We start from the raw sequence: 23821 nt of genomic DNA, 5'->3' as shown, positions 1-23821 counted from the left end.
CCCCTCGCCCTGCCGTTCCCTCCGCGTCGGGGGGGGCTCCGTTTGGTTTTTTTTTTGTGCGCTAAAACCCCCCCAAACCCCCCCCACGACCGCTGGCGCGACTCACCCCCGTGTGTGCGCCTTCTCAGACCCGCCGGCGGTAGGCCCAGGTGGCCAGCGGGAAGAACACGACCACGGCACCGGCCATCCAGGCCAGCGCCCCGGCCAGCGGGCCGGCGACCGGGCCGCCGTTCATCAGCCCGCGCAGCGCGTTCGCCATCAGGCTGACCGGGCTGATGTCCGCCCACGCCCGCAGCCAGCCCGGCATGGTGGACGTCTGCACGAACACGTTGCTGCCGAACGTCAGCGGCATGATGAACACGAACATCAGCGCCTGCGCCGAGCCCGGCGTCTTCATCAGCATGCCGACGAACACCGAGCCCCAGCAGAACGACAGCCCGAACGCCAGCGCGAGCAGGATCGCCACGGCGAACTCGCCGGGACTGGTCGCGATGCGGTAGCCCATGATCGTCGCCACGACCATCAGCACCGTCAGGCACACGACGTACCGCACGACGTCGGCGAGCACGGCGCCGATCAGCGGTGCCGAGCGGGCGATCGGCATGCTGCGGAACCGGTCGAACACGCCCTTGGTGACGTCGGTGTTGAGCTGCACGCCGACGGTCAGGCAGGCCTGCAGGATGTTCATCACGATGATGCCGGGCACGACCATCTGCAGGTACGCGTCGGTCGAGCCGGACAGCGCGCCGCCGAACAGGTAGACGAAGATCACCAGGAAGACGATCGGCATCAAGGTGACGTCGGCGAGCTGCTCGGGGTTCTTGCGGATCTTCAGGATACCGCGCCAGGCCAGCGAAAGCGCGTGCTGGAAGCCCCTGCCGGGGCTGATGTGCCGCGGCGGGGCCGGGCGGTCGAGGGCCAGCGTCGTCATGCCAGGCTCCCTTCGAGGGTCTTGTCCTCCACGGACGGTTCGGTGGTGTGCCCGGTGAGGGCGAGGAACACCTCGTCGAGGCTGGGCAGCCGCAGCGCCAGCTCGTCCGCGGTGATCCCGGCTTCGTCGAGCTTGCGGACCAGGGTGGACAGCAGCACCGGGTCGTTGACCGGCGCGGTGAGCAGGCCGGTCGCGTCGTCGCGGGTCGGCCGGACCCCGGAGAGGTCGCCGAGGATCCGGTTGACGGCGTCCATGTCGGACAGCTGGGTCGGCCGGACCTGCAGCGTCTGGCCGCCGACGAGGCGCTTCAGCTCGTCGGCCCGGCCGTCGGCGACGACCCGGCCGTGGTCGAACACGGTGATCTTGTCGGCGAGCTGGTCGGCCTCCTCCAGGTACTGCGTGGTCAGCAGCACCGTCGCGCCCTCGGCGACGAGGTTGCGGACGACGTCCCAGACCTCGTTGCGGGCGTGCGGGTCGAGCCCGGTGGTCGGCTCGTCGAGGTAGAGCACCTCGGGCCGGCCGACGAGGCTGGCGGCCAGGTCCAGCCGCCGGCGCATGCCGCCCGAGAACGTCCGGATCGGCCGCTTGGCCGCCTTGGTCAGCTCGAACCGATCGATCAGCTCGGTGGCGCGGGTCTTGGACTGGGCCCGGGAATAGCCGTACAGCCGTCCGATCAGGACGAGGTTCTCGATCCCGTTGAGGTCCTCGTCGACCGACGCGTACTGCCCGGTCAGCCCGATCAGGCTGCGCACCCGGACCGGGTCGGTGACCACGTCGTAGCCCCCGACCGTGGCTCTGCCGGCGTCCGGTTTCATCAGGGTCGCCAGGATCCGGACGGCGGTCGTCTTGCCGGCGCCGTTCGGCCCGAGCACCCCCACGACCTGCCCGAACGGGACCTCGAGGTCCACCCCGTCCAGCGCCTTCGTCTCCCCGAACGTCTTGACCAAGCCCTCGGCTTGGATTGCGTGCGACATGGGCGTCCTCCTTCACTGTCGCTTCTGAGCTTCACTGTGGACGGCCGCGCTGGTAGCCCGCGCACAGCGCGCTGGCAGGCGCTGGCAGCGGCTGGTGGAGATCTTGTGGAGGTGTCGCCCGATCCGGGCCGCGCGGCGCCGGTCTGGGCATACTCGGCAGCATGGTGGTTGCGGAAGAGACGCGGTCGCGGCGGAAGAATTCGCTGGTCACGGGCCTGCTGGTGGTACCGGTGGTGCTGTTGGCGGTGCTGGCGGCGCTGCGCCTGATCGGCTTCGACGGCGACTGGTACACGCTGATCGCGCTGTCGTTGACGCCGTGGGCGGCGGCCGCGGGCCTGCTCCTCGGCGGCGTCGCGCTGGCGTTGCGGCGGTGGTGGCTCGGCGGGGTCGCGCTGGTGCTGGCGGTCGCGCTGGCCGTCCCGGTGCTCCCGCGGCTGTCGGCGAGCGAGCAGCGCGAGGTGCACGGCAAGACGCTGCGGATCCTCTCCTCGAACCTGCTCTACGGCCAGGCGGACCCGAAGGCCGTCGTCGACCTGGTGCGCGAGCAGCGGATCGACGTGCTGAACCTGGTCGAGATGACCCCGCGCGTGGTCGACAGGCTGACGGCGGCCGGGCTGTTCGAGACGCTGCCGTACCGGGTGCTGCACCCGGCGCCGGGCGCGTTCGGCTCGGGGATCGTGTCCCGCTTCCCGCTGAAGGAGGTCAACCTGTCCGGCGACTCGGCAGCCAAGCAGCCGGGCGCCGAAGCCGACCTCGGCGACGGCGTGGTGGTGGAGATCGTGGCGGTCCACCCGATCTCCCCGGACGTCGACACCCCGCAGTGGGAGCGCGAGATCAAGGACCTGTCCCGCCCGGCGGGCGAGCACGGCCTGCGCATCCTGGCGGGCGACTTCAACGCGACGCTGGACCACGTGGCGTACCGGACGGTGCTGTCCCGCGGCTACCGCGACGCGGCGGAGGAGCGCGGCGACGGCCTGGCCCCGACGTGGCCGTCGTCGTTCCCGGTGGTGACGATCGACCACGTGGCGGTGGACAACCGCGCGGCGGTGCAGGACTACCGGGTGTTCGACGTGCCGGGCAGCGACCACCGGGCGGTGTTCGCCGAAGTCCGCCTGCCGTGATCAGCGCGGCAGGAGCTGCTTGAGCGTGTCCAGCGCGCCCGCCGCGATGGACACCCCGCGGCTGTGGCGGATCTGGGGTTCCCGCGGGTTGATGCGGATCAACGCGCCCGTCGCGGCGCTCGCCAGCTCGGCGTACCGGCGGACCGTCGGGACCGCCTGGCCCGCGCCCAGCTCCACCACCACGAGGTCGCGCGCCGTCCGGCGCCACGCCGTCAGCTCGTCCAGCTGGGCCTCGCTGCGGTCCGGCACCCACGAAAAGTCGCCGAACATCAGGATGTTGGGGCGCGCCAACCCGCCGCAGCGCGGGCACGACGGCAGCGGCGGCACCGCGCGCATCGTCTCCGTGTCGACCGCGACGGTCAGGTCGGCGGGCCAGATGTCGTCCGTGCACCCGGCGAGGCACTGCAGGTGGTGGATCGAGCCGTGCGCCTCGGCGACGGCCGTGAACCCGGCCGCCTGGAACTGTCCGTCCACATTGGACGTGAAGACCCAGACGCCGCCGGGCAGGCGTGCGCCGAACTCCCGCAGCAGCCGGAAACCGTCGTGCGGCACGGTTTCGCGGTACAGCGCAAGCCGGTGGCCGTAGAAACCCCAGGCCAGCTCGGGGTCGCCGGCGAAGTGCCGTGGGTCGGCGAGCTCCTCGAACCGCAGCCCGAGCCGGGCGTACGGCGGATACGCACGCCAGAACCCCTCGCCGCCGCGGAAGTCCGGGAGCCCGGAGTCGACGCCCATGCCGGCGCCGGCGCAGATCAGCAGCGCGCCGGCGCCGTCCAGGAGGTCCGCGGCCCTGGCGAGGTCACTCACCCGGCTTCGAGCCGAGGACGACCTCGAACTCCAGCAGGTTCGCCCCGGTGGACACGGGCTTGGCGCGCTCGCCCGAGTGCGCCGCCGCGGCCGGGCCGCCCTTCGCCCACGCCTGGTAGTGCTCCTCGGTCTCCCACTTCGTGTACACGAAGTAGCGCGTCTCGCCGGAAACCGGCCGCAGCAGCTCGAAGCCGAGGAAGCCCGGCTGCTGGTCGACCGCGTGCATGCGCGCGGCGAACCGCTTCTCGAGTTCGGGGCCGGCGCCTTCGGGCACCTCGATCGCGTTGATCTTCACGACACTCATGACTCCAGCCTAGTTGGCTCTCGCGTGTGACCCGTGCCACTGTTGAGGCAGGGGGAGCACCGAGCGCGACCTCGCCGCCGACCTCGCCCGGATCGTCCGCGCCACCGCGGACACGGTCGCCGGAGGCGGCAACGAACTGATCGAGCGCGTGACCGGCCACCTCGGGGCCCCGCTGCCGGAAGTCGTGGTCGTCACGCGCAACTGGCCGATGTGGGAGCACGCCAACATCCAGCGCGGGGTCGACGCCTACCTCGCCGCGCACGGCACGGCCGTGGACTGGTTCGGCGTCGCGGGCGGCCAGCGCACGCACGAGGACCTGATCGGGATGCTCGCCACCGCGCGCCGGCAGGGGATGTACGACCTCGGCTCGGTGGACTACACGACCACGGCGACCGGCCCGGACGATGCCACCGAGGCGGTCCAGCTCGGGCTCGCCGGCACGCACGCGCCCGGCGGCGAGCCGGTGCTGCTCGCCATCCGCGGTGCCAATCCGCAGTGGGGGCTGGAGCAGTGCCGGCTGGAGGTGCTGGCGACGTCGCGGGCCGTCGCCACCGGCGTCCGGGACCGCGTCGAGCGCCTGATGACCGAGCACGACGTCCTGCGCGGCCAGGTGCTGGCCTTCGGCACCAGCGAAAACCGCGGCAACGAGCTGCTGACGTTCCTCCCGCGGCCGACGCTGACCGGCGACGAGGTCGTCCTGCCGGACGGCGTGCTCGAGGCGATCGAGCGGCACACGATCGGCATCGCCGAGCACGGCGAGCGGCTGCTGGCGGCCGGTCAGCACCTCAAGCGCGGCCTGCTGCTGCACGGCGCGCCCGGCACCGGCAAGACGCACACGGTCCGGTACCTGATGGGCCGCCTGCCGGAGACGACGGTGGTCATCCTGACCGGCACGGCGATGCGGTTCGTGGCCAAGGCGGCCGAGCTGGCCCGTCGGCTGCAGCCCAGCGTGGTCGTGCTCGAGGACGTCGACCTGATCGCCCAGGACCGCAGCTACGGGCCGATGGTCCAGCCGCTGCTGTTCACCCTGCTCGACGCGATGGACGGCGTGGGCGGCGACGCGGACGTGACGTTCCTGCTCACCACCAACCGGGCGAGCGAGCTGGAGAAGGCCCTCGCGGACCGCCCGGGCCGCGTGGACCTGGCGGTGGAAATCCCGTTGCCGGACGCGGCAGGGCGCGAGGCGCTGCTTCGCCTGTACGCGCGCGGGCTGAACCTGACGGCGGACCTCGGCCCGGTGATCGAGGCGACGGAGGGGGTGACGGCGTCGTTCGCGAAGGAGCTGCTGCGGCGAGCATCGCTGCGGGCGCTGGCGGCGCGCCCGGACGAGGACGTCGTCGTCGGCGACGAGGAGCTGACGTCGGCGCTGCGGGAGATGCTGGACGCGCGCAGCGCGCTGACCCGGTCGCTGCTGGGGTCAGCTGCGCAGTGAGCCGGGGTAGAGGTCGGCGTCCGCGGGCAGCTTCGTGCCGCGGAACCACGTGTCGAAGAACTCCCGCAGGTTCTTGCCGCTGACCTGCGTCGCCATCGCCTCGAAGTCGGTCCAGGTCGCGTTGCCGTGGCGGAAGCGGGCCGGCCACGTGTGCAGGAGGCGGTCGAACGCCGGGTCGCCGATCTGGCGGCGCAACGCGTGCAGCGCCAGGATGCCCTTGTTGTAGACGCCCTCGAACTCGTGGCCCTGGCCCATCCCGACCAGCTTCTGCGCCCAGAAGTCCGTGCTGCCGCGGGTGATCTCGATGGCCGCGCGGTAGCGGTCGTCCAGGCTCTGGCCCTCGCGCTCGGCCCACAGCCACTGCGAGTACGACGCGAAGCATTCGTTCAGGCAGACGTCGGACCAGTTCTCGAGCGACACCGAGTCGCCGAACCACTGGTGGGCGTTCTCGTGCACCAGCGTCGGCAGGTCGGCCCACTTCGCGTACGTCGGGCGGGTCTGCGTTTCGAGCGAGAAGGGCACGTTCTCGTTGAGGTAGATCCCGCCCGCCGCGGACTGCGGGTACGGGCCGAACTTGCTGCTCAGGAAGCTGAGCACCTCCGGCAGCCGGCCGCCGATCGCCCGCCGGGACTCGGCACCCGGCGCGTACGCCGAGACGACCGGGGTCCCGTCCTTCAGGGTCGACCTGTCGACACCGAATTTGCCGATCGCGATCGTCGTCAGGTAGCTCGCCACCGGGTTGGGTTCGGTCCAGGTGCCCGGCGGGCCTTCGCGGCCGTTCGAGATCACCGTCCAGCCCGGCGGGACGTGCGCGGTGAGCGTGAAGGTCGCCTTGTCGCGCGGGGTTTCGTTCACCGGGTACCAGAACGCCGCCGAGTGCGGCTCGCCGACCATGAACGCGCCGCCGTCGGCCGAGTGCTGCCAGCCGTTCTCGCTGCCGCCGTCGTGCGGGGTCTTCGCCGGGTCGCCGCCGTACCGGACGCGGGTGCGGAACGTCGTCCCGGCGCGGATCGGCTCTTGCGGCGTGACGAGGAGTTCGAACGCCTTTTCGCGGCTGAACCGCGCGGGCTTGCCGTCGACCTCGACGCTGTGCACGTCCAGCCCGCGCAGGTCGAGGTCGAAGCGGCCCAGGTCTTCGGTGGCCTTCGCGGTCACCGTGGTGTCGCCGTCGAGGTGCCCGCTCGGCGGGTCGTACCTGACGTCGACCTGGTAGCCGAGGGCGTCGTACCCGCCGTTGCCGTCTTCGGGGTAGTACGGATCGCCGGCGCCGGCCGCGCCCGCGACCGGGTGCAGCGGCGGCGGGGCCGCGGCGGTGACGGCGTCGCCGCCGCACGCCGCGGCGAGGACCACCGCAGCGCAGACGGCCAAGGTGGTGAGTCGGCGGCGCATACGACCACCATAGGTTATCGAAAGCGATCACTTGGTCACGTTCCGCACCAGGGGTTTTGTGGTTAGGTGGCCGCGTGCTCTGTTTCGGCGGCAGCGGCGTGCCGATCGTTCTGCTCCACGGCCTGATGGGCCGGGCGCGGACGTGGTGGCGGGTCGCGGAGTGGCTCCGGCCCTACGGCGCGGTGTACGGCCTGGACGCGCGTGGCCACGGCAGCGCGCCGCGCGTGGGGCCGTGGACGACCGAGCGCTTCGCCGACGACGTCGCCGAAGCCCTGCGGACCCTCGACGCGGGCCCGGCGGTGCTCATCGGGCACTCGATGGGCGGCCTGCACGCGTGGGCGACCGCCGCGCGGCACCCGGAGCTGGTGCGCGCGGTCGTGTCCGAGGACTTCGCGCCCGACCAGCGCGGCCGGACCGTGGAGACCTGGCGCGGCTACTTCGAGAGCTGGCCGGTGCCCTTCTCCTCGCTCGGCCACGTCCGAGAGTTCTTCGGCGACGCGGGCGAGTACTTCGCGGACTGCGTCGAGGAGCGTTCCGATGGCTTCCACCTGGTCGCGGACCTCGAGGACCTGTACGTCATCGCCGCCGAGTGGGGCCGGCGGGACTACTGGGACGTCGTCGCGGCGATCCGCTGCCCGCTGCTGCTGGTCGAGGGCGAGCACACGGCGATGCCACCCGGCCAGCAGGCCGAAGTCGCCACGCGGGTGCCCGGCGCGAAACACCTGGTGGTGCCGGGTTCGGCCCACCTGCCGCACGACGAGGCCCCGGAGACCTACCGCGGCGCGGTGGAGGCCTTCCTCAGCCAGCTCCTGACCCGCTGAAGCGGTCGACACGCGTGATTGCCGAGCCGACACGCGTGATTGCCGAGCCGACACGCGTGATCAGAGGGACGACACGCCGTGCACGCCGTTGTGCCGTCGTGTCGACCCTCAGATCACGCGTGTCGACCTTTCAATCACGCGTGTCGACCTTTCAATCACGCGTGTCGACTGGTCAATCACGCGTGTCGACCGTTCAGGACTGGGCCAGGTCCGCTCGCCAGGCCGCCGCTGACCGGCCGGCCGGGACGATCAGCGGCCAGACGTCCGCGCCGAGGAAGCCCGTCTCGTCGGACGCCTTCGCCGCGGTGCACGTGTCGCGGGCCAGCCCGGCCTGCGTCGCCAGCGCCGTCACCGCGTCCTTTGTGGACGCTCCGAAGACGCCGTCGGTAGGGACGTCGAAGCCGGAGTTGCGCAGGAACTCCTGGGCCAATTGCACCTTTTTGCCCGTGTCGCCCGGTTTCAGCAGCGGCCACTCCGCTTCGGCGCGCGCCACCGCCACACCCAGGATGCGGCCGACGGCGGTCCGCAGCTCCGGCAGCCGGTTGTAGAGCACTTGGCCGGGGCACTCGGTCGTGTTGAAGTCGCGGTGGCCCTTGATGAACTCCGGCGCGATGCCGTACTGGTGCGCGATGTAGGCGACGAGCGAGACCAGCGAGTTCCACAGCGCCGCCGGCACGTCCACCGTGCTGTACAGGCCCTCGTTCTCGATGCCGATGACCTCGCTGTTGTGGTTGCCGACGTTCGCGCCCTGGACGTGCTGCGTGCCGCCGCGCAGGATCTCCAGGCTGCGGTGCCTGCCTTCGGTGATGAAGCCGCCGCGGCTGTTGGTGAACTGCTGGCCGCTGTCGATCCAGCCGTTCTTGTCCATGTGCAGGTTCTGGATGAACCGCGAGACGTAGAACGCGCGGGCCAGCGAGAAGTCGTTGTTCATCGGCGGGTCGACCGCGTGGTGCACGACGATGTACGTCGGCTTGTGGTTCTCCACCACGATCGGGCCCGAAGCAGGCCGGGCGCCCCATTCGGAGCAGTCGTGGATCGTCGGTGTCGGCACGGCCGCTGCGGCCGTCCCCGTGGTCGTCATCCCCAGTGCGCCGGCCGCGGTCGCGGTCACCCCCGCTTTGAAGAGGGTCCGGCGGTCAACAGTGACCATGCGTGAAACGGTAACTCCGGAACGCGCCGATGACAACTATTGACCAACTTTGATCGCAGTGCGTCAGTGCTCGCCTGGTAGGGCGAAGAGACCGTCGCGGGTCTGCTCCAGCAGGCCGTCGAGCAGCAGGGAGTCGAGGCAGCGGTCGCGCTGGCCGCCGTCGTGCCAAACGAGGTCCAGGCGCGCCTTCTCGACCGGCCCCTCGCTGCCGCGCAGCACGTCGAGCAGCCGCCCGCGGACGTACCGGTCGGTGCCCGCGTACCGCTGCACCGGCTTGGCCGGCCCGGCGTACTCCGGCCGCCCGGCGTGCTGCCACGCGCACTCGTCGTAGATCGGGCAGTCCGCGCACTTCGGCGCGCGTGCGGTGCAGATCAGCGCGCCCAGCTCCATGATCGCCGCCGAAAACCGGGCCGCCGGCGCGTCCTCGGCCGGCAGCAGGGCTGCGACGTCGGCCATGTCGCGGGTGTTCGAGGCCGGTCCGGCGTCCCCGGCGCCGTGCACCGCCCGCGCGACGACCCGCCGGACGTTCGTGTCGACCACCGGCGCCCGCCGTCCGTAGGCGAACGCGGCGACGGCCCGCGCGGTGTAGGCGCCGATCCCGGGCAGCGCGAGCAGGGTGTCCACATCGGACGGAACGACGTCGCCGTGGTCGCGCGCGATCACCCCGGCGGCCTCGTGGAGCCGCAGCGCCCGGCGCGGGTAGCCGAGCTTGCCCCAGGCCCGGACGACCTCGCCCTGCGTCGACGCGGCCAGCGCCGAGGGCACCGGCCAGCGCGCCATCCACTCGTGCCAGATCGGCTGCACGCGGACGACCGGCGTCTGCTGGAGCATGATTTCGCTGACCAGGACGCCCCAGGCCGAGCAGGTGGGCTCGCGCCACGGCAGGTCCCGGCCGTGCGCGGAGAACCAGTCGAGCAGTACGTCAGCGTCCACAGCCACGCCGGGAGGCTACTTCGCGTGCTTCGGCAACTCGCGAGCGACCTCGTCCGGCGACGGCATCGCGGCGATCTCCTCGGCGATCGCCCGGGCCGCGTCACGGCAGGAGAACGCCTTCCGGGCCTGTTCGGCGACGGCTTCCGCGCTCAGTTCGCCCGGCAGGAGCCGCAGCGCGGCGCCGGCGGCCAGCAGGGCCTCGGCGTTGGCGAACTGGTCGGCGCCCTGGGGCAGGACCAGCTGCGGGACGCCCGCGGCGAGCGCGCCCAGCGTGGTGCCGCTGCCGCCGTGGTGCACGACCAGGTCCGCCCGCGAGATCGCCGCGGCCTGCGGTACCCAGGCCCGGGCCGTCACGTGGGCCGGCTGCGGCCCGAGGGGCACGCCGCCGGTGGCCACCACGACGTGCGTGCCGAGCGTGGCCAGGCCTTCGATCGCCGTCTCGAGCACCTCCGGGGTGCCGAAGGCGGTGCCGAGGGTCAGGTAGATCAGCGGCCCGCCGAAGTCGCCCGGTTCGGCGAAGGGCACCGGACGCAGGGCGATCCGCTCGGCGGTCGCGAGGAAGCCCGTCTCCTGCAGCGACCGCGGGCAGATGTCGAGGTGCACCCCGCCGGTGGGCCGCTCGAACCCGATGCCGGGCGGGAACATCCGGCCGAACCCGTGCCAGAGCGCCGGGATTCCCGCGCGCCGCGCGGCCACGGCCACCTCGGGAACGCCCCAGCCGTGCACGACCAGGTCCGGCCGCAGCCGCTTCAGGTCCGGTTCGAGGTCCTCGGCGTAGATCTCGTAGAACGAGTCGGCGGGCCGGAACGGGTTCAACCCTCGCAGTGCCTCGTGGACGTGCTCACCGGCGGCGAAGTGCACCTCGTGCCCGACGTCCCGCGCCGCGGCCGCGAGCGGGACCATCGGGTACGTGTGGCCGGCCGACGCGAGGCCGGCGAAGAGCACGCGCATGTCGTCCCCATCCGGATGTCGTGAACATCTGGATGGGAACGATAGCCTACTCGACCTCGGTGAGCTTCCCGGTCTTCACGTCGTAGACGAACCCGCGGACGTTCTCCGTGTGCGGCAGGTACGCGCTGCGCCGCACCCGCTCCACCGACGTCCGGACGCTGTTCTCGACGTTGCGGAACGCCTCGACCGACCACGTCGGCCGCAGGCCGGTGTCGTTCTCCAGCTCGTCCTTGAAGTCGTCTTCGGTGACCAGCGAGAGGCCGCACTCGGTGTGCTGCACGATCAGCACCTCGCGGGTGCCGAGCTTGCGCTGCGACAGAGCGAGCGAGCGGATCATGTCGTCGGTCACCACGCCGCCCGCGTTGCGGAGGACGTGCGACTCACCCTGCAGCAGGCCGAACAGCTCGAACACCCGGATCCGGGCGTCCATGCAGGTCAGGACGGCCACCTGGAGCGACGGCTTCGGGGACGACCGGTCGCCGGGCGTCACCTCGCCGAGTTCCTGGTTGCGCTTGAGCAGTACGTCGATCGAGGTCATCGGTCACCTTCCGGCCAGTGGCCCCGCGGCGCGGGTTGACCACTCCATTTGACCGGGTGACTACCCCGCTAAGCAATGCGCTAAGAGCAATGTCACGAGGTCAGCCCCCGAACCAGGGCTCCTCGACCGTCCTCGGCGGCGCCGACGTCCGCCCGACGCGCAACTCGGTCGGCAGGGTGATCACCTTCGGCGCGCTGCGCTCGCCCGAGCTGAGCAGCAGCCGCCCGGCCGTCTTGCCCTTCTCGAGGACCGGCTGGTGGACGGTGGTGAGCCCGATCCGCTCGGCTTCGGCGATGCCGTCGAAGCCGGTCACCGTCAGGTCCTGCGGCACCCGCAGCCCGCGCCGCTCGGCCTCGGCCATGGCGCCCAGCGCGAGGATGTCCGAGGTGCAGATCACCGCCGTGATCTGCGGGTACGCGTCCAGCAGCTGGCGGGCCGCGGACGCGCCGTCGTCCACCGTGTGGTCGAAGCGCTCGACCACCGGGACGCCGGCCCAGTCGACGCCGGCCGCGGAGAACGCCACGGCGAGCGCTTCCAGCCGGGTGCGCTGGACGTGGAAGTGCGCGCCGCTCTGCCGGGCCGGTGAGACGAAGTCGTCGTTGCGCTCGCGGGCCAGCCGCATGCAGATCACGCCGACCTGCCGGTGCCCGAGGGAGACCAGGTGCTCGGCGATCTTGCCGACCGCGGCGGCGTCGTCGGGGCCGACGCGGTCGATGCCTTCGAGGCTCGGCTGGTCGATGATCACCGTCGGCACCGGCCGCTCCAGCACGGCGGCCAGGTGCGGGTCGTCGTCCGGCACCGAGTAGACGACGAAGCCGTCGACGCCCGCACGGTGCACCGCGGCGACGTCCTCGCGGCCCGGGCTGGCCGGCACCAGGTGCAGGCCGACGCCGGCGTCTTCGCAGGCCAGCGCCAGTCCTTCGAGCACGCCGACGGCGGCGGGGTCGCGGAAGGCGTAGGAGAGGTTCTCGGTGAGCAGCAGCCCGACCGCGCCCGCCTTGCGCGTGCGCAGCGAGCGGGCGACCGGGTCGGGTCCGGGGTAGCCGAGCCGCCGCGCGGTCTCGAGGACGCGCCGGCGCAGTTCCGGGGACAGCTGGTCCGGCCGGTTGTAGGCGTTGGACACCGTGGTCCTGGACACACCGAGCTCTGCCGCGAGCGACGCCAGCGTCGCCTGCCTCCGGGTGCGAATAGGACGGCCCATCAGCAAACCGTAACGGTTCAGATCGAATTCATGAAGAGACACCCCGCGTGGTCGATGTCTCGATCCGCATGCACGAAGACGCATACACCAAAGCGGGATCGGATGGCCAGAAAGTCATCCGGATGGGGTAAGGTGAATCTGACAACGGTTTCCATTAGCGTCTCGAGTGTCCCCCAGGAGAGTTGCCCGATGAGTTCCCGCCGCACCACGAGCGTGCTCGCCGCCGCCTCGGCCCTGTCCGTCTTCGCCCTGGCCGCGTGCTCCGGCTCCGACGGCGGCGGGACGCAGGCGGGCGGCGACGGCAAGATCAAGGTGGTCGCGTCGACCGACGTCTGGGGCAGCGTGGCCAGTGCCGTCGGCGGGGACAAGGTCGAGGTCAAGCCGGTCATCCACGACCCGTCGGCCGATCCGCACTCGTACGAGACGACGGCGGACGACGCGCTCGCCGCGAAGAACGCGCAGCTGCTGCTGTCCAACGGCGGCGGCTACGACGAGTTCTTCGGCAAGCTCGCCGACCAGGCCGGGAACGCGAAGAAGCTGGTCGCCTACGACATCGCCGCGACCGGCGACGAGAACGAGCACGTCTGGTACGACCTGCCGGGCGTCGACAAGGTCGCCGACCAGCTCGCGGCGCAGCTCGGCGAGCTGCAGCCGGCGTCGAAGCAGCTGTTCGCCGACAACGCGACGGCGTTCAAGGCCAAGGTCGACGCGCTGCAGAAGCGGCTGGGTGAGCTCGGCGCCACCCACCCGGGTACGAAGGTGGTCGTCACCGAGCCGGTCGCGCACTACCTGCTCCGGAGCGCGCAGCTGACGGACGCGACGCCCAAGGCGTTCTCGGACGCGGTCGAGAACGACACCGACGTCCCGGCCGGCGCGGTGAACGAGTACAAGCAGCTCATCGCCACGAAACAGGTCAAGGCGCTGATCAACAACGCCCAGACGGTGACCCCGCTGACCCAGGACGTCGTCGCCCAGGCGAAGGCCGCCGGGGTCGGCGTGGTGGACGTGACCGAAACGCTGCCCGCGGGTGTGACGGACTACATTGGCTGGATGACCGGGGAAGTCGACGAGCTGGCTGGGGCGTTGAAGTAGCCATGGCACTCGTATCCGACGACGTACGCCCCGCGGTCCGGGTCCGCGGGGCGGGCCTGGCGTTCGGCCCCCGCACCCTCTGGTCCGGGCTGGACCTCGTCGTCGAGCCGGGCGAGTTCCTCGCCGTGCTCGGCCCGAACGGCTCCGGCAAGAGCAGTTTCCTCAAGGCGCTGCTCGGCATGCAGGAGCTGTCGGCGGGCACGGTCGAGATCGCCGGCGGCCGCCCGGGCGGCGCGAACCGCAAGGTCGGCTACATCCCGCAGCAGCGCGCGATCGACGAGTCGCTGACGCTGCGCGGGGTCGACCTGGTCGGGCTGGGCCTCGACGGCCACCGCTGGGGACCGGGCCTGTTCGGCATGGCCGCCCGGCGCCGCCAGGTTGCCGAAGCGGTCGCGGCCGTGGGGGCCGCGCGGTACGCGAAGCAGCCCGTCGGCCGGTTGTCCGGTGGCGAGCAGCAGCGGTTGCGGGTGGCGCAGGCCCTGGTCGGCGACCCCGAGGTGCTGCTGTGCGACGAGCCGCTGCTCTCGCTCGACCTCGCCCACCAGCGCGCGATCAGCGAGCTGATCGACGCCCGCCGTCGGTCGGCGGGGACGGCCGTGCTGTTCGTGACGCACGAGATCAACCCCGTGCTGCCGTTCGTCGACCGGGTGCTGTACCTGGTCAACGGCCAGTTCCGGATCGGCAAGCCGGACGAGGTCATGACGACCGAGACGCTTTCGCAGCTGTACGGCACCCGGGTCGAGGTGCTCGAGGTCGGCGGCCAGATCCACATCGCGGGCGCGCAGAGCGCGTTGTGCGAGCAGGAGCCGCACCACCACGAACACGACGTCGAAGAACAAGTGGGCTGAGTCTTGGATCTCTTCGACTTCGGCAAGACCTGGGACTTGATCACCCAGCTCGAAGGTGTCCAGACGGCGCTGCTGGCGGCCGCGATCCTCGGCCTGGTGGCCGGCGTGATGGGCCCGCTGATCGTGATGCGGCGGATGTCGTTCGCGGTGCACGGCACGTCGGAGCTGGCGTTCACCGGCGGCGCGGCGGCCCTGCTGCTCGGCATCGGCGTCGAGTACGGCGCCCTGATCGGCGCGGTCGTAGCCGCCCTGCTGCTGGGCATCCTGGGCGCGCGGGACGCCGACCGCGACTCGGTGATCGGCGTGATCCTGTCGTTCGGCCTCGGCATGGGCGTGCTGTTCCTGTCCTTCTACAAAGGACGGTCGGGGAACAAGTTCGGCATCCTGACCGGCCAGATCATCACGATCGACTCGACGAACCTGACGTTGTTCGTGGTGTCGTCGGTGGTGGTGCTGGCGGTGCTGGCGCTGGTCTACCGGCCGCTGCTGTTCGCGTCGGTGGACCGGAACGTGGCCGTGGCGCGCGGGGTCCCGGTGAAGACGCTGACGGTGGTGTTCGCGCTGCTGGTGGGCGTCTCGACGGCGCTGAGCGTCAAGGTGGTCGGCTCGCTGCTGGTGGTGGCGCTGATGGTGACACCGGCGGCCGCGGCGGCCCGCGTGACGGCGTCCCCCTGGAAGGCCACGGTGCTGTCGATCGTGTTCGCCGAGGTGTCGGCCATCGGCGGCATCCTGCTGTCGCTGGCCCCCGGCCTGCCGGTGAGCGCGTTCGTGACGGCGATTTCGTTCCTGATCTACGTGGTGTGCCGGGTCCTGGCCTGGCAGCGGGACCGGCGCACCCGTGTCCGCTCGGTGGACCCGGCCCCGGACCTGGTCGCGGCGGCTTGAGGCGGCACTTTCACGTGAAAGTGCCGCTTCAGCCCAGCATCAGCAGGACCTGCAGCTCCCCGACGAACCCGCCGATCACCGCGCCGACGGCGATCAGCTTCCACTCGTCCTGCCGGAACGCCGGCCGCAGCAGGCCCTCGAACTCCAGCGGGGTCAGGGCCAGCATCCGCTGCTCGATCACCTTCGCGACGTCCATCGCCTCGGTCAGGTAGCCCTCGGCGTACCGCGCGGTGTCCGGCAGCCGGGCCAGCGCCTTGCGGGCCGCGGCCTGCTTCATCTCCTTCAGCCGGGTGCCGCCGACGGTCCACGCCAGCGGCATCTGCGCGTCGACCGTTTCCGAAACGAGGTGCTCCACGAGCGCGGCCAGGCGGTCGGCCCGTGGGCCGCGCAGGACGGCGTCCAGCAGGTTCTGCACCGTCAGGACCTCGTTCGCGATCAGCTCGCCGTACTGCCGTGCGACCTCGGCCCGGCGCCGCTGGAACTTGCCCTGGAAGATCACCCGGCCGACGCGGACCGGCTCGCGCGGGACGAAGATCAGCTTGATCGCCAGCCAGTCGGTGAACAGCCCGATCACGCCGCCGAAGACCGGGAGCACCCACGGCTCGCGCGTGAACGCCCAGACGATCGTCTGGACCAGCCCCAGGCCGAAGCCGAAGTAGATGCCCATCCGGGCGATGAACGCCATCTCCGGCCGGGACGTCTCGCGGATCAGCCGGACCAGCAGCTTCTTGTCCCGTGTCAGCTGCTGGACCGTCATGTGCTGGACGTCGAGGACTTCGTCGAGGTGCTCGCGGACGTCGTCGACGAACTCCCGGACCAGCCGCGGTGCCGCCGCCTGGACCTGCTTGATCAGCATTTCCTGCGCCAGCGTCGGCAGCACCTCCCACAGCCGCGGGTGGTGCTCGGCCAGCACCTCCCGCGCGGTGTGGTCGACCGCGCGCAGCAGCGGCTGCTCCAGCTCGCTGGTGATGATGACGGGGTCGATGCGCTCGAGCACTTCGCGCAGGTCGAGAAGGTTCGCCGTCAGCAGCTCGGTGGCCACCGCGGCCATCCGGCCGCCGTGCTTCGGGACGACGCCCTGCCAGCCGAGCAGCGGCGGGATGCCGACGAAGTCCAGCGGCCGGAACATCATCTCGATGGCGACGCGCTTGGTGACGTACCCGATCAGCGCCGCGATGAACGGCATCGCCGTGTACAGCGGCCAGTGCAGGGCGAGGTCGGCCAGGACAGCGTCCATCGCGACCTCCCTCGCCGTGCCGAGATCAAAACCGTACCGGCTACCCGAGCAGGGCGAGCACCTGCAGTTCCCCGACGAGACCGCCGATCACCGCGCCGACGGCGATCAGCTTCCACTCGTCCTGCCGGAACGCCGGCCGCAGCAGCTGCTCGAACTCCAGCGCGCTCAGCTTCCGCATCCGGTCGACGATCGTGTTGCGCACGTCGAGGGCGTTGACCGCGTAGTCCTCGGCGTGCCGGATGGTCTCCGGGACGCGTTCCGCGGCCTTCAACGCCGCGGTCTGCTTCATCTCCTGGAACTTCTTGGTGCCGACGGCCATGGCGACGAACGGCTTGACGACGCTCGCCTGCGCGTCGATCGTCTTCTGCACCTCGCGGGTGATCATCGCGAACAGCCGGTCGGACTTCGGGCCGCGCAGCACGGCCTCCAGGAGGTTAGGGATGGTGATGATCTCGCGCGCGATCATGTCGCCGTAGTCGGCGGCGACCTGGTCACGGCGCTTCTGGAAGACGCCCTGCCAGGTGTAGAGGCCGAAGAACCGGCGCGGCTCGCGCGGCAGGAAGATCATCTTCAGGGCCAGCCAGTCGGTGAGCCAGCCGATGCCGAGGCCGAACAGCGGCAGCACGACCGGCGACTTCGTCAGCGCCCAGACGACGAGCTGCACGCAGCCGAGGGCGAACCCGAACCCGATGCCCGAGCGGGCGATGAACCGCATCTCGGGCCGGGAGATGTCGCGGATCAGCCGGTTGAGCAGCGCCTTGTCGCGGACCAGGTTCGTCACGACCATGTGCTTGAGGTCGAGGACGTCCTCGATGTTGCCGGCGATCTCCCGCATGATCTTGGCGATCGCCTTCGGCGCCTCGGCCTGGACGCGCTTGAGCAGCAGCTGCTGCGCGCTGTTCGGCAGGACCTCCCACAGCCGTGGCTGGTAGGTCTCCATGACCTCGCGGGTGACGTCCTCGACGACCCGCAGCAGCGGCTCTTCGATCTCCTTCGCGACCTGTTCGGGGTCGAGCCGGGCGAAGATCTCCTTCGGGTCGACGAGGTTGCTCGTCAGCATTTCGGTGGCGGTGGCCGCCATCCGCTCGGCGTTCGCCGGCAGCACGCCCTGCCAGCCGAAGGGTTTGACACCGACGAACTCCAGCGGCCGGAACATCATCTCGATGGCGACGCGCTTGGTGACGTAGCCGATCAGGGCCGCGATGAACGGCATGGTGACGTACACCTGCCAGTGCGTGCCGAAGTCCACCGGCCGAACGTTAGCGGCTCGGCTCCGGACCAGGGCGGAATGCCATGCGTCACGGGGGGTTACCGAAATCGTGATGCATCCTTTTGGCGGTACGTCCGGACGGGCTCTTGCTCATTAAGGTGGCCCGATGGTCGCGCCTGAGAAGCCCCCGTCCGCCCCGAAGACTGCCCAGTTCGCCGTGGGTGTCCGCGGCTACAACCAGCGTCAGGTCGACGAACGCCTCGCCGAGCTGAACAAGGACCTGCGCGAGACTTCGCGCAGCCGCGACGAAGCCGTCGCGACGTCCTCGGACCTCACCAAGGCCCTCGCGTACGCGCAGAAGGAACTGGCCGAGACGAAGGCCGCGCTGGCCAGGATGAGCTCGAGCCCGTCCGGCGCGGGCGCGATGGCCGAGCGCGTCCGGATGATGATGCAGCTGGCCGAAGAGGAGATCGCGGACCTGAAGTCGGCGGCCGAAGCCGACGCGGCCTCGACCCGCGAGCAGGCGGACAAGTACGCGCACGAGACCCGCCGGACGGCGGACAAGCTGGCGAAGGACGCGGAGGAGGACCGCGCCCGCCTGCTGTCGGAGGCGAAGAGCGAGATCGAGAAGCTGAACGCGGCGGCGGGCGCCAAGCGGGTCGAGCAGGCGGCCGCGGCCGAGCGGGCCCGCAAGGAAGCGGACGCGAAGGCGGAGGCAGCGGCGGCTGCGCTGCGGGAGGAAGCGGACCGGAAGGCCGCGGAGGAGCTGGCCCGCCGCAAGAAGGAATTCGAGACGGAGTTCGCCCGCAAGAAGGAGGAGACGGAGGCGGCCCTGGCCTCGGCCCGCGCCCAGCAGGCGGAGGCGGACAAGGCCCGGAAGCTGGCGTTCGACTTGCGGGCGAAGGTGGCGGAGCGGATTGCTGCCACGGATGAGGCCGTCAAGGAGGCCATGAAGTTGCTGGCGCCGGTTGAGGAGTCGCCTTCGCCTTCGCAGGAGAAGGCTGCCGGGCCGGCGAACGGGGACCGCAAGCCGGCTCCGGCGCCGAAGGCTGCGGCTGCTCCGGCGAAGGCGTAGGAACTCAGAAGAGCCACCACCCCGAAGCCCGATTGTGACTACGGACGGTGGCGCCGCGTCAAGGCGGGAAAGCGTGCCTTGACCCGGCGCCGCCGTCCGTGTTCTGGCTTCGGATCGGGGTGGGGGGAGGTGTGGGTGGGGGCGCTCGTCACCTTGCGCTGACCTCTCGCCTTGGGTGCGACTTTGCCTAGGCGTGAATCACCCTGGTGGGTAGGTGGTCGGCGGTTGGGGGTGGGTGGCAGGCTGCTCGGAGTTGGCGATCATCCTGCGACGGGACCTTTGCATGATCCTCGAGGCCGAGCGGGGCGTTGTCTGTGCCTATGCGCGCCGGATGGTCGGGGACGGGCTGGTTGTCGGGACCTCCGGGAACGTCTCCGTGCGGGCCGGTGATCTGGTGGCCGTCACGCCGTCCGGTGTTCCCTACTCGAGTCTCACTCCCGGTGACATCTCGGTCGTCGATCTCGGGGGTGCCGTTGTCGATGGGGCGCTCAAGCCCACCACCGAGCTGCCCATGCACCTGTCCGTGTACTGGGACGTGCGTGATCCGGACGGGGAGCCCGTGACCGCCGTTGTCCACACGCACGCGCCGCACGCCACCGCCGTTTCGACGCTCGTGCGGGAGGTTCCGCCGATCCACTACATGGTGGCCGCTGTCGGGCCGTCGGTGCGCGTCGCGCGCTACGCCACCTATGGCACGCCGGAGCTTGCCGCCGCCGTGCTCGAAGCCCTCGACGGGCGCCGTGGCTGCCTGATGGCCAACCACGGCACCCTCACCTACGGCGATGGCCTCGAGGCCGCCTACCACCGCGCCCAGCAGCTCGAGTGGGCCTGCCGCGTGTGGCTGCTCGCGCAGAGCGCCGGGCGGCCCGCCCTGTTGCCGCCGGCCGAGGTCGCCAACGTCGTCGAACGGCTGCGCGGGTACGGGCAGGGCTAGGAAGCGACCGCGTCGAGCAGCTCGACCACCGTCGGGTCGTCGACCGCCTCCTTGATGCACCGCCACAGCTGGAGGTTCGCCGTCGCCCAGCGGGAGTACGTCGCCGCCGCCTCCGGGTTGTAGAAGTAGTACCCCTCGTCGTGGACGTCGCACTGCTCGCCGACGATCTTGTGCGCCAGCTCGCGCAGGCTCAGGCCGTTCTCGCGCAGGTAGCGGTGCGCCAGCACCACCGGCGTCACCGGCAACGCCTTGAACAACGTGTCCGCGTCGCTCAGCGCCTGCGCTTCCAGCGAAATGTCGCGGCCGCGCGTGGCCATTTCCGCTTCGTCGACGATCTCGTCGATCCACTGCGCGATCCGCGCCGGAACGCCGCATTCGGCGAGGATTTCCCGCCGCAGGCTCCGGCCTGCCGCGGCGGGCGAGTTCCGGAGCACCAGGTAGTTGACGTCGTGCACCAGCGCGGCGACCTCCACCACCGCCGCGTCGGCACCGTTGTGCCGGGCGAAACCGGCCGCCTTCGTGCGGACGAAATTCACGTGGTGCCACCCGTGGAACGGCAGCCGATCGGCGTACTCCCGGCAGAGCCGGTGGACTCGATTACTGACGGCATCAACGATCACGTGGTCGATCGTGCTTTCCTGCGTGCGCATACACCTCTCCCATCCCGGCCGTGGGGTTCAGACGGGTGGAGTAATGGTAAGCGCCGTGACGCCGGTGTGTAGCTAGATTCGGTCGGCCAATTCCCCCAATCGGACCTCAACCGGAACGTGACGATGGCCGATTCCGCTGGCCGGGTCGAAAGACAGGCTGAAACTGCTCACCGGCCGTGATTTCACCAGGAAAGTCATCGTCCCGGTGGCGGCTTCGGGGATGCGGTGGAATTCGTGGGCCAGCATGGTGGCGCAGGCCCCGCTCTCGCACAACGTCCGGCGCCGCAGCCGCGCGGACTCGATCAGCCCGGTGCCGGCGTCGACCGTCGTTTCGTACCGTTCGTGGAGGTAGTTGCCCCGGAGGATGGTGGTGCAGAAGTGGTATCTGTGGTTGTGCACGGAATCCGCGTACCCCTCCCGCCAGTCCTGCTGCGCCTTGTATTCGTGCAGCCAGAAGGAAAACGGGTCGGACGGCGAATCGAGCAGGCACCACGCGAAGTGGGTGGTCGTTTCCCGCGACGAGCGCAGCACTTTGGTGGCCTGCGCGGCGGACAGCGCGCGCAGCTGCGCGCGCAGCTCCTCCCGCAACCCGGTCTGGGTGGCCCACGGCCGGAACCAGCCGTCGACCGCGCGCCAGTCCGCGGCGAGCGGGAACCCGGCCGTGCGCAGGCGCGTGGCCAGTTCGGAAAGGGGGGACAGGCGGGTGAGCAAGGTCAGCTCCCTAGCTCGGCGACTGCGGAGAACTCCGCGCGGAAGGCGTGGAACTTGCCCTCCAGCTCGCGGAACTGCTCCTCGGACAACGGGGATCCGGTGATCTTCTCGAACAGCGCCAGGAAATCCGTCCGCGTCGTCGCGGACGTGATGCGGAAGTGGCGGCCGGTCCGGGACTGCGAGACGCGCACGAATTCGGCGCGTTCCATGTTGTACAGGAAGGAACCTTCGGTGAATCGCAGGGACCGCGGGTACAGCTTCGTGGCGCCGCGGACGTCGCTGTAGAGCGACACCCACACGCTGTCGTCGAACATCTCGAGCCGGTCCAGCGGCGGGTCGGCGACCACGGTGATGTCGACCTGCGCGCAGCGGCTGCGCGCCAGGAAGAGGCCGACGAGCCCGATCTTGATCTCTTCGTCGAGCCGGCTCTGGATCTGTTCGGAGTCGACGTCGGCCGCTTCGCGGCGCAGCAGGTAGCGGGCACGCCCGCTGATCGCGCTGGCGTCGCGCGGGTCGGCGATGACGGCCCGCAGTTCCCGTTCGGTGCGGGAAAGCAGCAGCCGGGCGGCCGCGTGCCGCCCGGAGAAGCCGCGGAAGAAGTACTGCCGCGTCGCGTCGAGGTCCGCCATCAGCGCGCGGTTGAACGCGGGATCGGGGTCGGTGGTCGCCTCGAAGACGTCGGTGGGGAAGAACTCCTTGTTCAGCGCCCGGTATTCGGCGCTGAGGTCTTCGAGCGCGCGCCTGCTCTCCTCGATCACCGGTGTCACGAGCGCCTTCTGCGAGGCGCTGGCGGTGATCAGCGTCTGGCCGAAGCCGACGATCGCGGAGATCAGGGTGCCGGTGCCCAGGGAAGTCACCAGGTTCTTCCCGGTGCCGGGGTCCATCAGCCCGGCGATCCACAGGCTGAGGCCGGCGACCACGACGAGCACCGTGAGGAGCAGGCTCGTCCTGGTCCAGAAGATTTCCTGGAGTGGGGTACGGCGGAGGCGTCCGCCAGCCGCGGCCACGTGCTTCACCTCCCTCGAACCACCCGAACGGACGTATTCGTAAAGTGTCTGTTCGAGCGCGGGGAGTTACTTTACGCGCCTGACGGTGTCCGCGAAATAAGAAGTTCGGGGGACAAGGCTGACGGACAGACGTCACTCTCGGCAATAATTCACCGGGTTGCGAAGTATTCCGAAAATCACGGAAAACAAGATCAAAGAGTGCGCGGCAGCCCGTTTTCGTACCAGCCGGGGCCGGGTGGGACGGTCATCAGGAAATCCACGACGACGGCCGCCGGCGCCGGGTGGATCTCCGGGTGGTCGCGCTCGCCGCGGGCCGCGTCGACCGGCCAGGCCAGTTTTTCCTCGTCGAGCGAAAACTCCCCGCCGGCGCCGGTGCGGTTGCCGCGGGCGTCGAGCCGCGACCACCTGCCGTGCAGGTACACGGCATTCAGCCCGTGCAGCGCGGACAGCTCCTGGTAGCAGAACCCGGCCGGAATCCCTTGCGCCCGCAGCAAAGCGGCGAGCAGGTGCGCCTTCGCGTAGCAGATTCCGACGCGCTCGCGCAGGACGTCCGACGCCCGCCAGGTGACCCGCGGGTCGCCGGCGTCGATGACGTGTTCGACCTCGTCGCGCACGAAGAGGAACGCGGCTTCCGCGCGGTGGACGGGATCGTCGCCGGCGGGCCGGAGGGTGCCGAGCAGCGCGCGGATCGACGGGTGCTCGTGATCGACGACGGCGTCCGCGGCGAGGTAGTCACTCGGCCGATCGGCGGTGGGCGACGGAACGGGACTCATCCGCGCATCCTGACACGTTCGGCCATCCGGGCGAGAGTGATTTCCGGTGGCTGACACGCTCCGCGTTCCCCGGCTACGGAACGTAAAAGTCCGGTGGGAAGCCGGTCCAGCGCAGTTCGGCCGGGAGGTGACTGAGGTCGTTGTAGGTCAGCAGCGCGGCGGGCCGGGCCGGCGAGTACTGGAGGACGGTGAGACCGGCGTGGGCGTGGCTGAAGGTGAGCCACCGCCACGGCGGCGCGTCCTGGGCGGCGCGGACGAGCCAGCCGACGAGGAAGTTGTGCGTGACGAGGACCTGGTAGCGCGGTTCGGCGCCGGGGACGGGCCCGGTGAAGCGGCGTTCGGCCTCGGCGGCTCGTTCGTCGTCGGCCGGCGGGAACTGCCGGGCGAAGGCGAGCAGGAGGTCGCCAGAGGTCTCGGGGAGTTCTTCTCGCCTCGGCGTGTAGGGGATGAAGTCGTCCGCGGCGGGTTCGGCGTGGACGGGGACGCCGGGGAGCTGGGCGGCGATCAGGGCGGCCGTCTCGGTGGTTCGCGGGAGGGGGCCGTGGTGGATCGAGGTGACCGGGACGTCTCTCAGGCGGCGGCCGAGGAGGACTGCCTGCCGGCGGCCGGCTTCGGTGAGTTGTCCGTTGCGGGCCGCTTCACCGTGCCGGGTGAGGAAGAGGTACCGCGTCGTCAGCACCTGGTCAGGGTTTCATGTGTCCTCCGTGTGGGTGAATGTGGTGGGCCGTGTGAACGGGTGAGCGAACGGCTCCGAGGACCTCCGCCGACCCGAACGCTCGATCGTTCAGCGGCCGTGGGCCCCGGGGAAAGGGGGGAAACCTACCAATGGACCGGGGCGAAGGCCCCGGCG

General features: G+C 70.7%; 25 protein-coding genes. 8 read left to right on the top strand and 17 right to left on the bottom strand.

Annotation, left to right across the window (positions count from 1 at the left end):
- Positions 1-124: 124 nt before the first annotated feature.
- Complete coding sequence (locus AB0M93_RS41750) at positions 125-931, bottom strand: ABC transporter permease (protein ID WP_364285127.1); 807 nt, start codon at positions 929-931, stop codon at positions 125-127.
- Positions 928-1905 (bottom strand): ATP-binding cassette domain-containing protein, encoded by a 978-nt coding sequence (locus AB0M93_RS41745; RefSeq protein WP_364285125.1) that lies wholly within the window; start codon positions 1903-1905, stop codon positions 928-930. Before AB0M93_RS41745 ends, AB0M93_RS41750 begins: the two co-directional genes overlap by 4 nt.
- 161 nt (positions 1906-2066) lie before the next feature.
- On the opposite strand from AB0M93_RS41745, the gene AB0M93_RS41740 reads away from it, so the two are divergent.
- Positions 2067-3026 (top strand): endonuclease/exonuclease/phosphatase family protein, encoded by a 960-nt coding sequence (locus AB0M93_RS41740; RefSeq protein WP_364285123.1) that lies wholly within the window; start codon positions 2067-2069, stop codon positions 3024-3026.
- Here the strand turns inward: AB0M93_RS41740 and AB0M93_RS41735 are convergent, their stop codons facing one another.
- Together AB0M93_RS41735 and AB0M93_RS41730 are read right to left on the bottom strand one after the other, a co-directional pair.
- Positions 3027-3830, bottom strand: coding sequence for a Sir2 family NAD-dependent protein deacetylase (locus tag AB0M93_RS41735; protein ID WP_364285121.1), 804 nt, complete (start codon positions 3828-3830; stop codon positions 3027-3029). It lies immediately after the preceding gene.
- Positions 3823-4134 carry an antibiotic biosynthesis monooxygenase gene (locus AB0M93_RS41730; protein ID WP_364285119.1) on the bottom strand — a complete coding sequence of 104 codons (312 nt, stop codon included), beginning with the start codon at positions 4132-4134 and terminating at the stop codon, positions 3823-3825. The genes AB0M93_RS41735 and AB0M93_RS41730 overlap by 8 nt, the downstream gene beginning before the upstream one ends.
- Positions 4135-4282: 148 nt before the next feature.
- Here AB0M93_RS41730 and AB0M93_RS41725 point away from each other — a divergent pair, with 148 nt between their 5' ends.
- A complete protein-coding gene (locus AB0M93_RS41725) occupies positions 4283-5566 on the top strand; it encodes an ATP-binding protein (protein ID WP_364285117.1) in 1284 nt (427 codons plus the stop codon).
- Here the strand turns inward: AB0M93_RS41725 and AB0M93_RS41720 are convergent.
- Complete coding sequence (locus AB0M93_RS41720; RefSeq protein ID WP_364285115.1) at positions 5552-6955, bottom strand: M1 family metallopeptidase; 1404 nt, start codon at positions 6953-6955, stop codon at positions 5552-5554. The genes AB0M93_RS41725 and AB0M93_RS41720 overlap by 15 nt on opposite strands.
- Positions 6956-7029: 74 nt before the next feature.
- On the opposite strand from AB0M93_RS41720, the gene AB0M93_RS41715 reads away from it, so the two are divergent.
- Positions 7030-7776, top strand: a complete 747-nt coding sequence (locus tag AB0M93_RS41715) for an alpha/beta hydrolase (RefSeq protein ID WP_364285113.1) — start codon at positions 7030-7032, stop codon at positions 7774-7776.
- A 193-nt stretch (positions 7777-7969) separates the two neighbouring features.
- Here AB0M93_RS41715 and AB0M93_RS41710 read toward each other — a convergent pair whose 3' ends face one another.
- The 5 genes from AB0M93_RS41710 to AB0M93_RS41690 all read right to left on the bottom strand — a co-directional run bounded on the left by AB0M93_RS41710 (position 7970) and on the right by AB0M93_RS41690 (position 12549).
- Positions 7970-8926, bottom strand: coding sequence for an N-acetylmuramoyl-L-alanine amidase (locus AB0M93_RS41710; protein ID WP_364285111.1), 957 nt, complete (start codon positions 8924-8926; stop codon positions 7970-7972).
- Between the two features lie 63 nt (positions 8927-8989).
- The gene (locus tag AB0M93_RS41705) at positions 8990-9865 is read right to left on the bottom strand and encodes an A/G-specific adenine glycosylase (protein WP_364285109.1); all 876 of its coding nucleotides are present in this window, start codon (positions 9863-9865) and stop codon (positions 8990-8992) included.
- A 9-nt stretch (positions 9866-9874) separates the two neighbouring features.
- Entirely contained in the window at positions 9875-10810 is a 936-nt protein-coding gene (locus tag AB0M93_RS41700; protein ID WP_364285107.1) for a nucleotide disphospho-sugar-binding domain-containing protein, read from the bottom strand.
- A gap of 46 nt (positions 10811-10856) precedes the next feature.
- Complete coding sequence (locus tag AB0M93_RS41695) at positions 10857-11348, bottom strand: carbonic anhydrase (protein WP_364285105.1); 492 nt, start codon at positions 11346-11348, stop codon at positions 10857-10859.
- A gap of 100 nt (positions 11349-11448) precedes the next feature.
- Positions 11449-12549, bottom strand: a complete 1101-nt coding sequence (locus AB0M93_RS41690) for a LacI family DNA-binding transcriptional regulator (protein ID WP_364285103.1) — start codon at positions 12547-12549, stop codon at positions 11449-11451.
- 189 nt (positions 12550-12738) lie between these two features.
- Between AB0M93_RS41690 and AB0M93_RS41685 the strand changes: the two genes are divergently transcribed.
- Genes AB0M93_RS41685 through AB0M93_RS41675 form a run of 3 tightly spaced genes read left to right on the top strand, consistent with a single transcriptional unit; the run spans position 12739 to position 15374 of the window.
- Positions 12739-13641 carry a zinc ABC transporter substrate-binding protein gene (locus AB0M93_RS41685; RefSeq protein ID WP_364285101.1) on the top strand — a complete coding sequence of 301 codons (903 nt, stop codon included), beginning with the start codon at positions 12739-12741 and terminating at the stop codon, positions 13639-13641.
- A gap of 2 nt (positions 13642-13643) precedes the next feature.
- A complete protein-coding gene (locus AB0M93_RS41680; RefSeq protein ID WP_364285099.1) occupies positions 13644-14489 on the top strand; it encodes a metal ABC transporter ATP-binding protein in 846 nt (281 codons plus the stop codon).
- A 3-nt stretch (positions 14490-14492) separates the two neighbouring features.
- The gene (locus AB0M93_RS41675; RefSeq protein ID WP_364285097.1) at positions 14493-15374 is read left to right on the top strand and encodes a metal ABC transporter permease; all 882 of its coding nucleotides are present in this window, start codon (positions 14493-14495) and stop codon (positions 15372-15374) included.
- Positions 15375-15402: 28 nt separating this feature from the next.
- Here AB0M93_RS41675 and AB0M93_RS41670 read toward each other — a convergent pair whose 3' ends face one another.
- Both AB0M93_RS41670 and AB0M93_RS41665 read right to left on the bottom strand, forming a co-directional pair.
- The gene (locus AB0M93_RS41670) at positions 15403-16611 is read right to left on the bottom strand and encodes a DUF445 domain-containing protein (RefSeq protein WP_364285095.1); all 1209 of its coding nucleotides are present in this window, start codon (positions 16609-16611) and stop codon (positions 15403-15405) included.
- A 40-nt stretch (positions 16612-16651) separates the two neighbouring features.
- On the bottom strand, positions 16652-17824 hold the full coding sequence (locus AB0M93_RS41665; protein ID WP_364285142.1) for a DUF445 family protein: 1173 nt from the start codon (positions 17822-17824) through the stop codon (positions 16652-16654).
- A 163-nt stretch (positions 17825-17987) separates the two neighbouring features.
- Between AB0M93_RS41665 and AB0M93_RS41660 the strand changes: the two genes are divergently transcribed.
- Entirely contained in the window at positions 17988-18896 is a 909-nt protein-coding gene (locus tag AB0M93_RS41660; protein WP_364285093.1) for a hypothetical protein, read from the top strand.
- 283 nt (positions 18897-19179) lie between these two features.
- Positions 19180-19830: a class II aldolase/adducin family protein gene (locus tag AB0M93_RS41655; protein ID WP_364285140.1), complete on the top strand. Its 651-nt coding sequence runs from the start codon at positions 19180-19182 to the stop codon at positions 19828-19830.
- Here AB0M93_RS41655 and AB0M93_RS41650 read toward each other — a convergent pair.
- The 5 genes from AB0M93_RS41650 to AB0M93_RS41630 form a co-directional block, all read right to left on the bottom strand.
- Positions 19827-20480, bottom strand: coding sequence for an HD domain-containing protein (locus tag AB0M93_RS41650; protein WP_364285091.1), 654 nt, complete (start codon positions 20478-20480; stop codon positions 19827-19829). The two genes, AB0M93_RS41655 and AB0M93_RS41650, sit on opposite strands and share 4 nt — an antisense overlap.
- Before the next feature lie 72 nt (positions 20481-20552).
- Positions 20553-21191: a hypothetical protein gene (locus tag AB0M93_RS41645; protein WP_364285089.1), complete on the bottom strand. Its 639-nt coding sequence runs from the start codon at positions 21189-21191 to the stop codon at positions 20553-20555.
- A gap of 2 nt (positions 21192-21193) precedes the next feature.
- Entirely contained in the window at positions 21194-22207 is a 1014-nt protein-coding gene (locus AB0M93_RS41640) for a hypothetical protein (protein WP_364285087.1), read from the bottom strand.
- 182 nt (positions 22208-22389) lie between these two features.
- Complete coding sequence (locus AB0M93_RS41635) at positions 22390-22971, bottom strand: transglutaminase family protein (RefSeq protein ID WP_364285085.1); 582 nt, start codon at positions 22969-22971, stop codon at positions 22390-22392.
- 73 nt (positions 22972-23044) lie between these two features.
- Entirely contained in the window at positions 23045-23650 is a 606-nt protein-coding gene (locus AB0M93_RS41630; RefSeq protein WP_364285083.1) for a histidine phosphatase family protein, read from the bottom strand.
- Between the last annotated feature and the right edge of the window lie 171 nt (positions 23651-23821).

The organism is Amycolatopsis sp. NPDC051102 (genome assembly GCF_040682815.1).
Classification (GTDB): Bacteria; Actinomycetota; Actinomycetes; order Mycobacteriales; family Pseudonocardiaceae; genus Amycolatopsis.
The sequence above is the reverse complement of the archived record's forward strand: the minus strand, read 5'-3'. Positions and strand labels throughout refer to the sequence as shown.

What these genes read in the sequence shown, in the direction of transcription:
- AB0M93_RS41750 (WP_364285127.1), bottom strand. Translation starts at nt 931, where the DNA reads ATGACGACGCTGGCCCTCGACCGCCCGGCCCCGCCGCGGCACATCAGC.
- AB0M93_RS41745 (WP_364285125.1), bottom strand. Translation starts at nt 1,905, where the DNA reads ATGTCGCACGCAATCCAAGCCGAGGGCTTGGTCAAGACGTTCGGGGAG.
- AB0M93_RS41740 (WP_364285123.1), top strand. Translation starts at nt 2,067, where the DNA reads ATGGTGGTTGCGGAAGAGACGCGGTCGCGGCGGAAGAATTCGCTGGTC.
- AB0M93_RS41730 (WP_364285119.1), bottom strand. Translation starts at nt 4,134, where the DNA reads ATGAGTGTCGTGAAGATCAACGCGATCGAGGTGCCCGAAGGCGCCGGC.
- AB0M93_RS41720 (WP_364285115.1), bottom strand. Translation starts at nt 6,955, where the DNA reads ATGCGCCGCCGACTCACCACCTTGGCCGTCTGCGCTGCGGTGGTCCTC.
- AB0M93_RS41710 (WP_364285111.1), bottom strand. Translation starts at nt 8,926, where the DNA reads ATGGTCACTGTTGACCGCCGGACCCTCTTCAAAGCGGGGGTGACCGCG.
- AB0M93_RS41700 (WP_364285107.1), bottom strand. Translation starts at nt 10,810, where the DNA reads ATGCGCGTGCTCTTCGCCGGCCTCGCGTCGGCCGGCCACACGTACCCG.
- AB0M93_RS41695 (WP_364285105.1), bottom strand. Translation starts at nt 11,348, where the DNA reads ATGACCTCGATCGACGTACTGCTCAAGCGCAACCAGGAACTCGGCGAG.
- AB0M93_RS41690 (WP_364285103.1), bottom strand. Translation starts at nt 12,549, where the DNA reads ATGGGCCGTCCTATTCGCACCCGGAGGCAGGCGACGCTGGCGTCGCTC.
- AB0M93_RS41685 (WP_364285101.1), top strand. Translation starts at nt 12,739, where the DNA reads ATGAGTTCCCGCCGCACCACGAGCGTGCTCGCCGCCGCCTCGGCCCTG.
- AB0M93_RS41680 (WP_364285099.1), top strand. Translation starts at nt 13,644, where the DNA reads ATGGCACTCGTATCCGACGACGTACGCCCCGCGGTCCGGGTCCGCGGG.
- AB0M93_RS41670 (WP_364285095.1), bottom strand. Translation starts at nt 16,611, where the DNA reads ATGGACGCTGTCCTGGCCGACCTCGCCCTGCACTGGCCGCTGTACACG.
- AB0M93_RS41665 (WP_364285142.1), bottom strand. Translation starts at nt 17,824, where the DNA reads ATGCCGTTCATCGCGGCCCTGATCGGCTACGTCACCAAGCGCGTCGCC.
- AB0M93_RS41660 (WP_364285093.1), top strand. Translation starts at nt 17,988, where the DNA reads ATGGTCGCGCCTGAGAAGCCCCCGTCCGCCCCGAAGACTGCCCAGTTC.
- AB0M93_RS41655 (WP_364285140.1), top strand. Translation starts at nt 19,180, where the DNA reads ATGATCCTCGAGGCCGAGCGGGGCGTTGTCTGTGCCTATGCGCGCCGG.
- AB0M93_RS41650 (WP_364285091.1), bottom strand. Translation starts at nt 20,480, where the DNA reads ATGCGCACGCAGGAAAGCACGATCGACCACGTGATCGTTGATGCCGTC.
- AB0M93_RS41635 (WP_364285085.1), bottom strand. Translation starts at nt 22,971, where the DNA reads ATGAGTCCCGTTCCGTCGCCCACCGCCGATCGGCCGAGTGACTACCTC.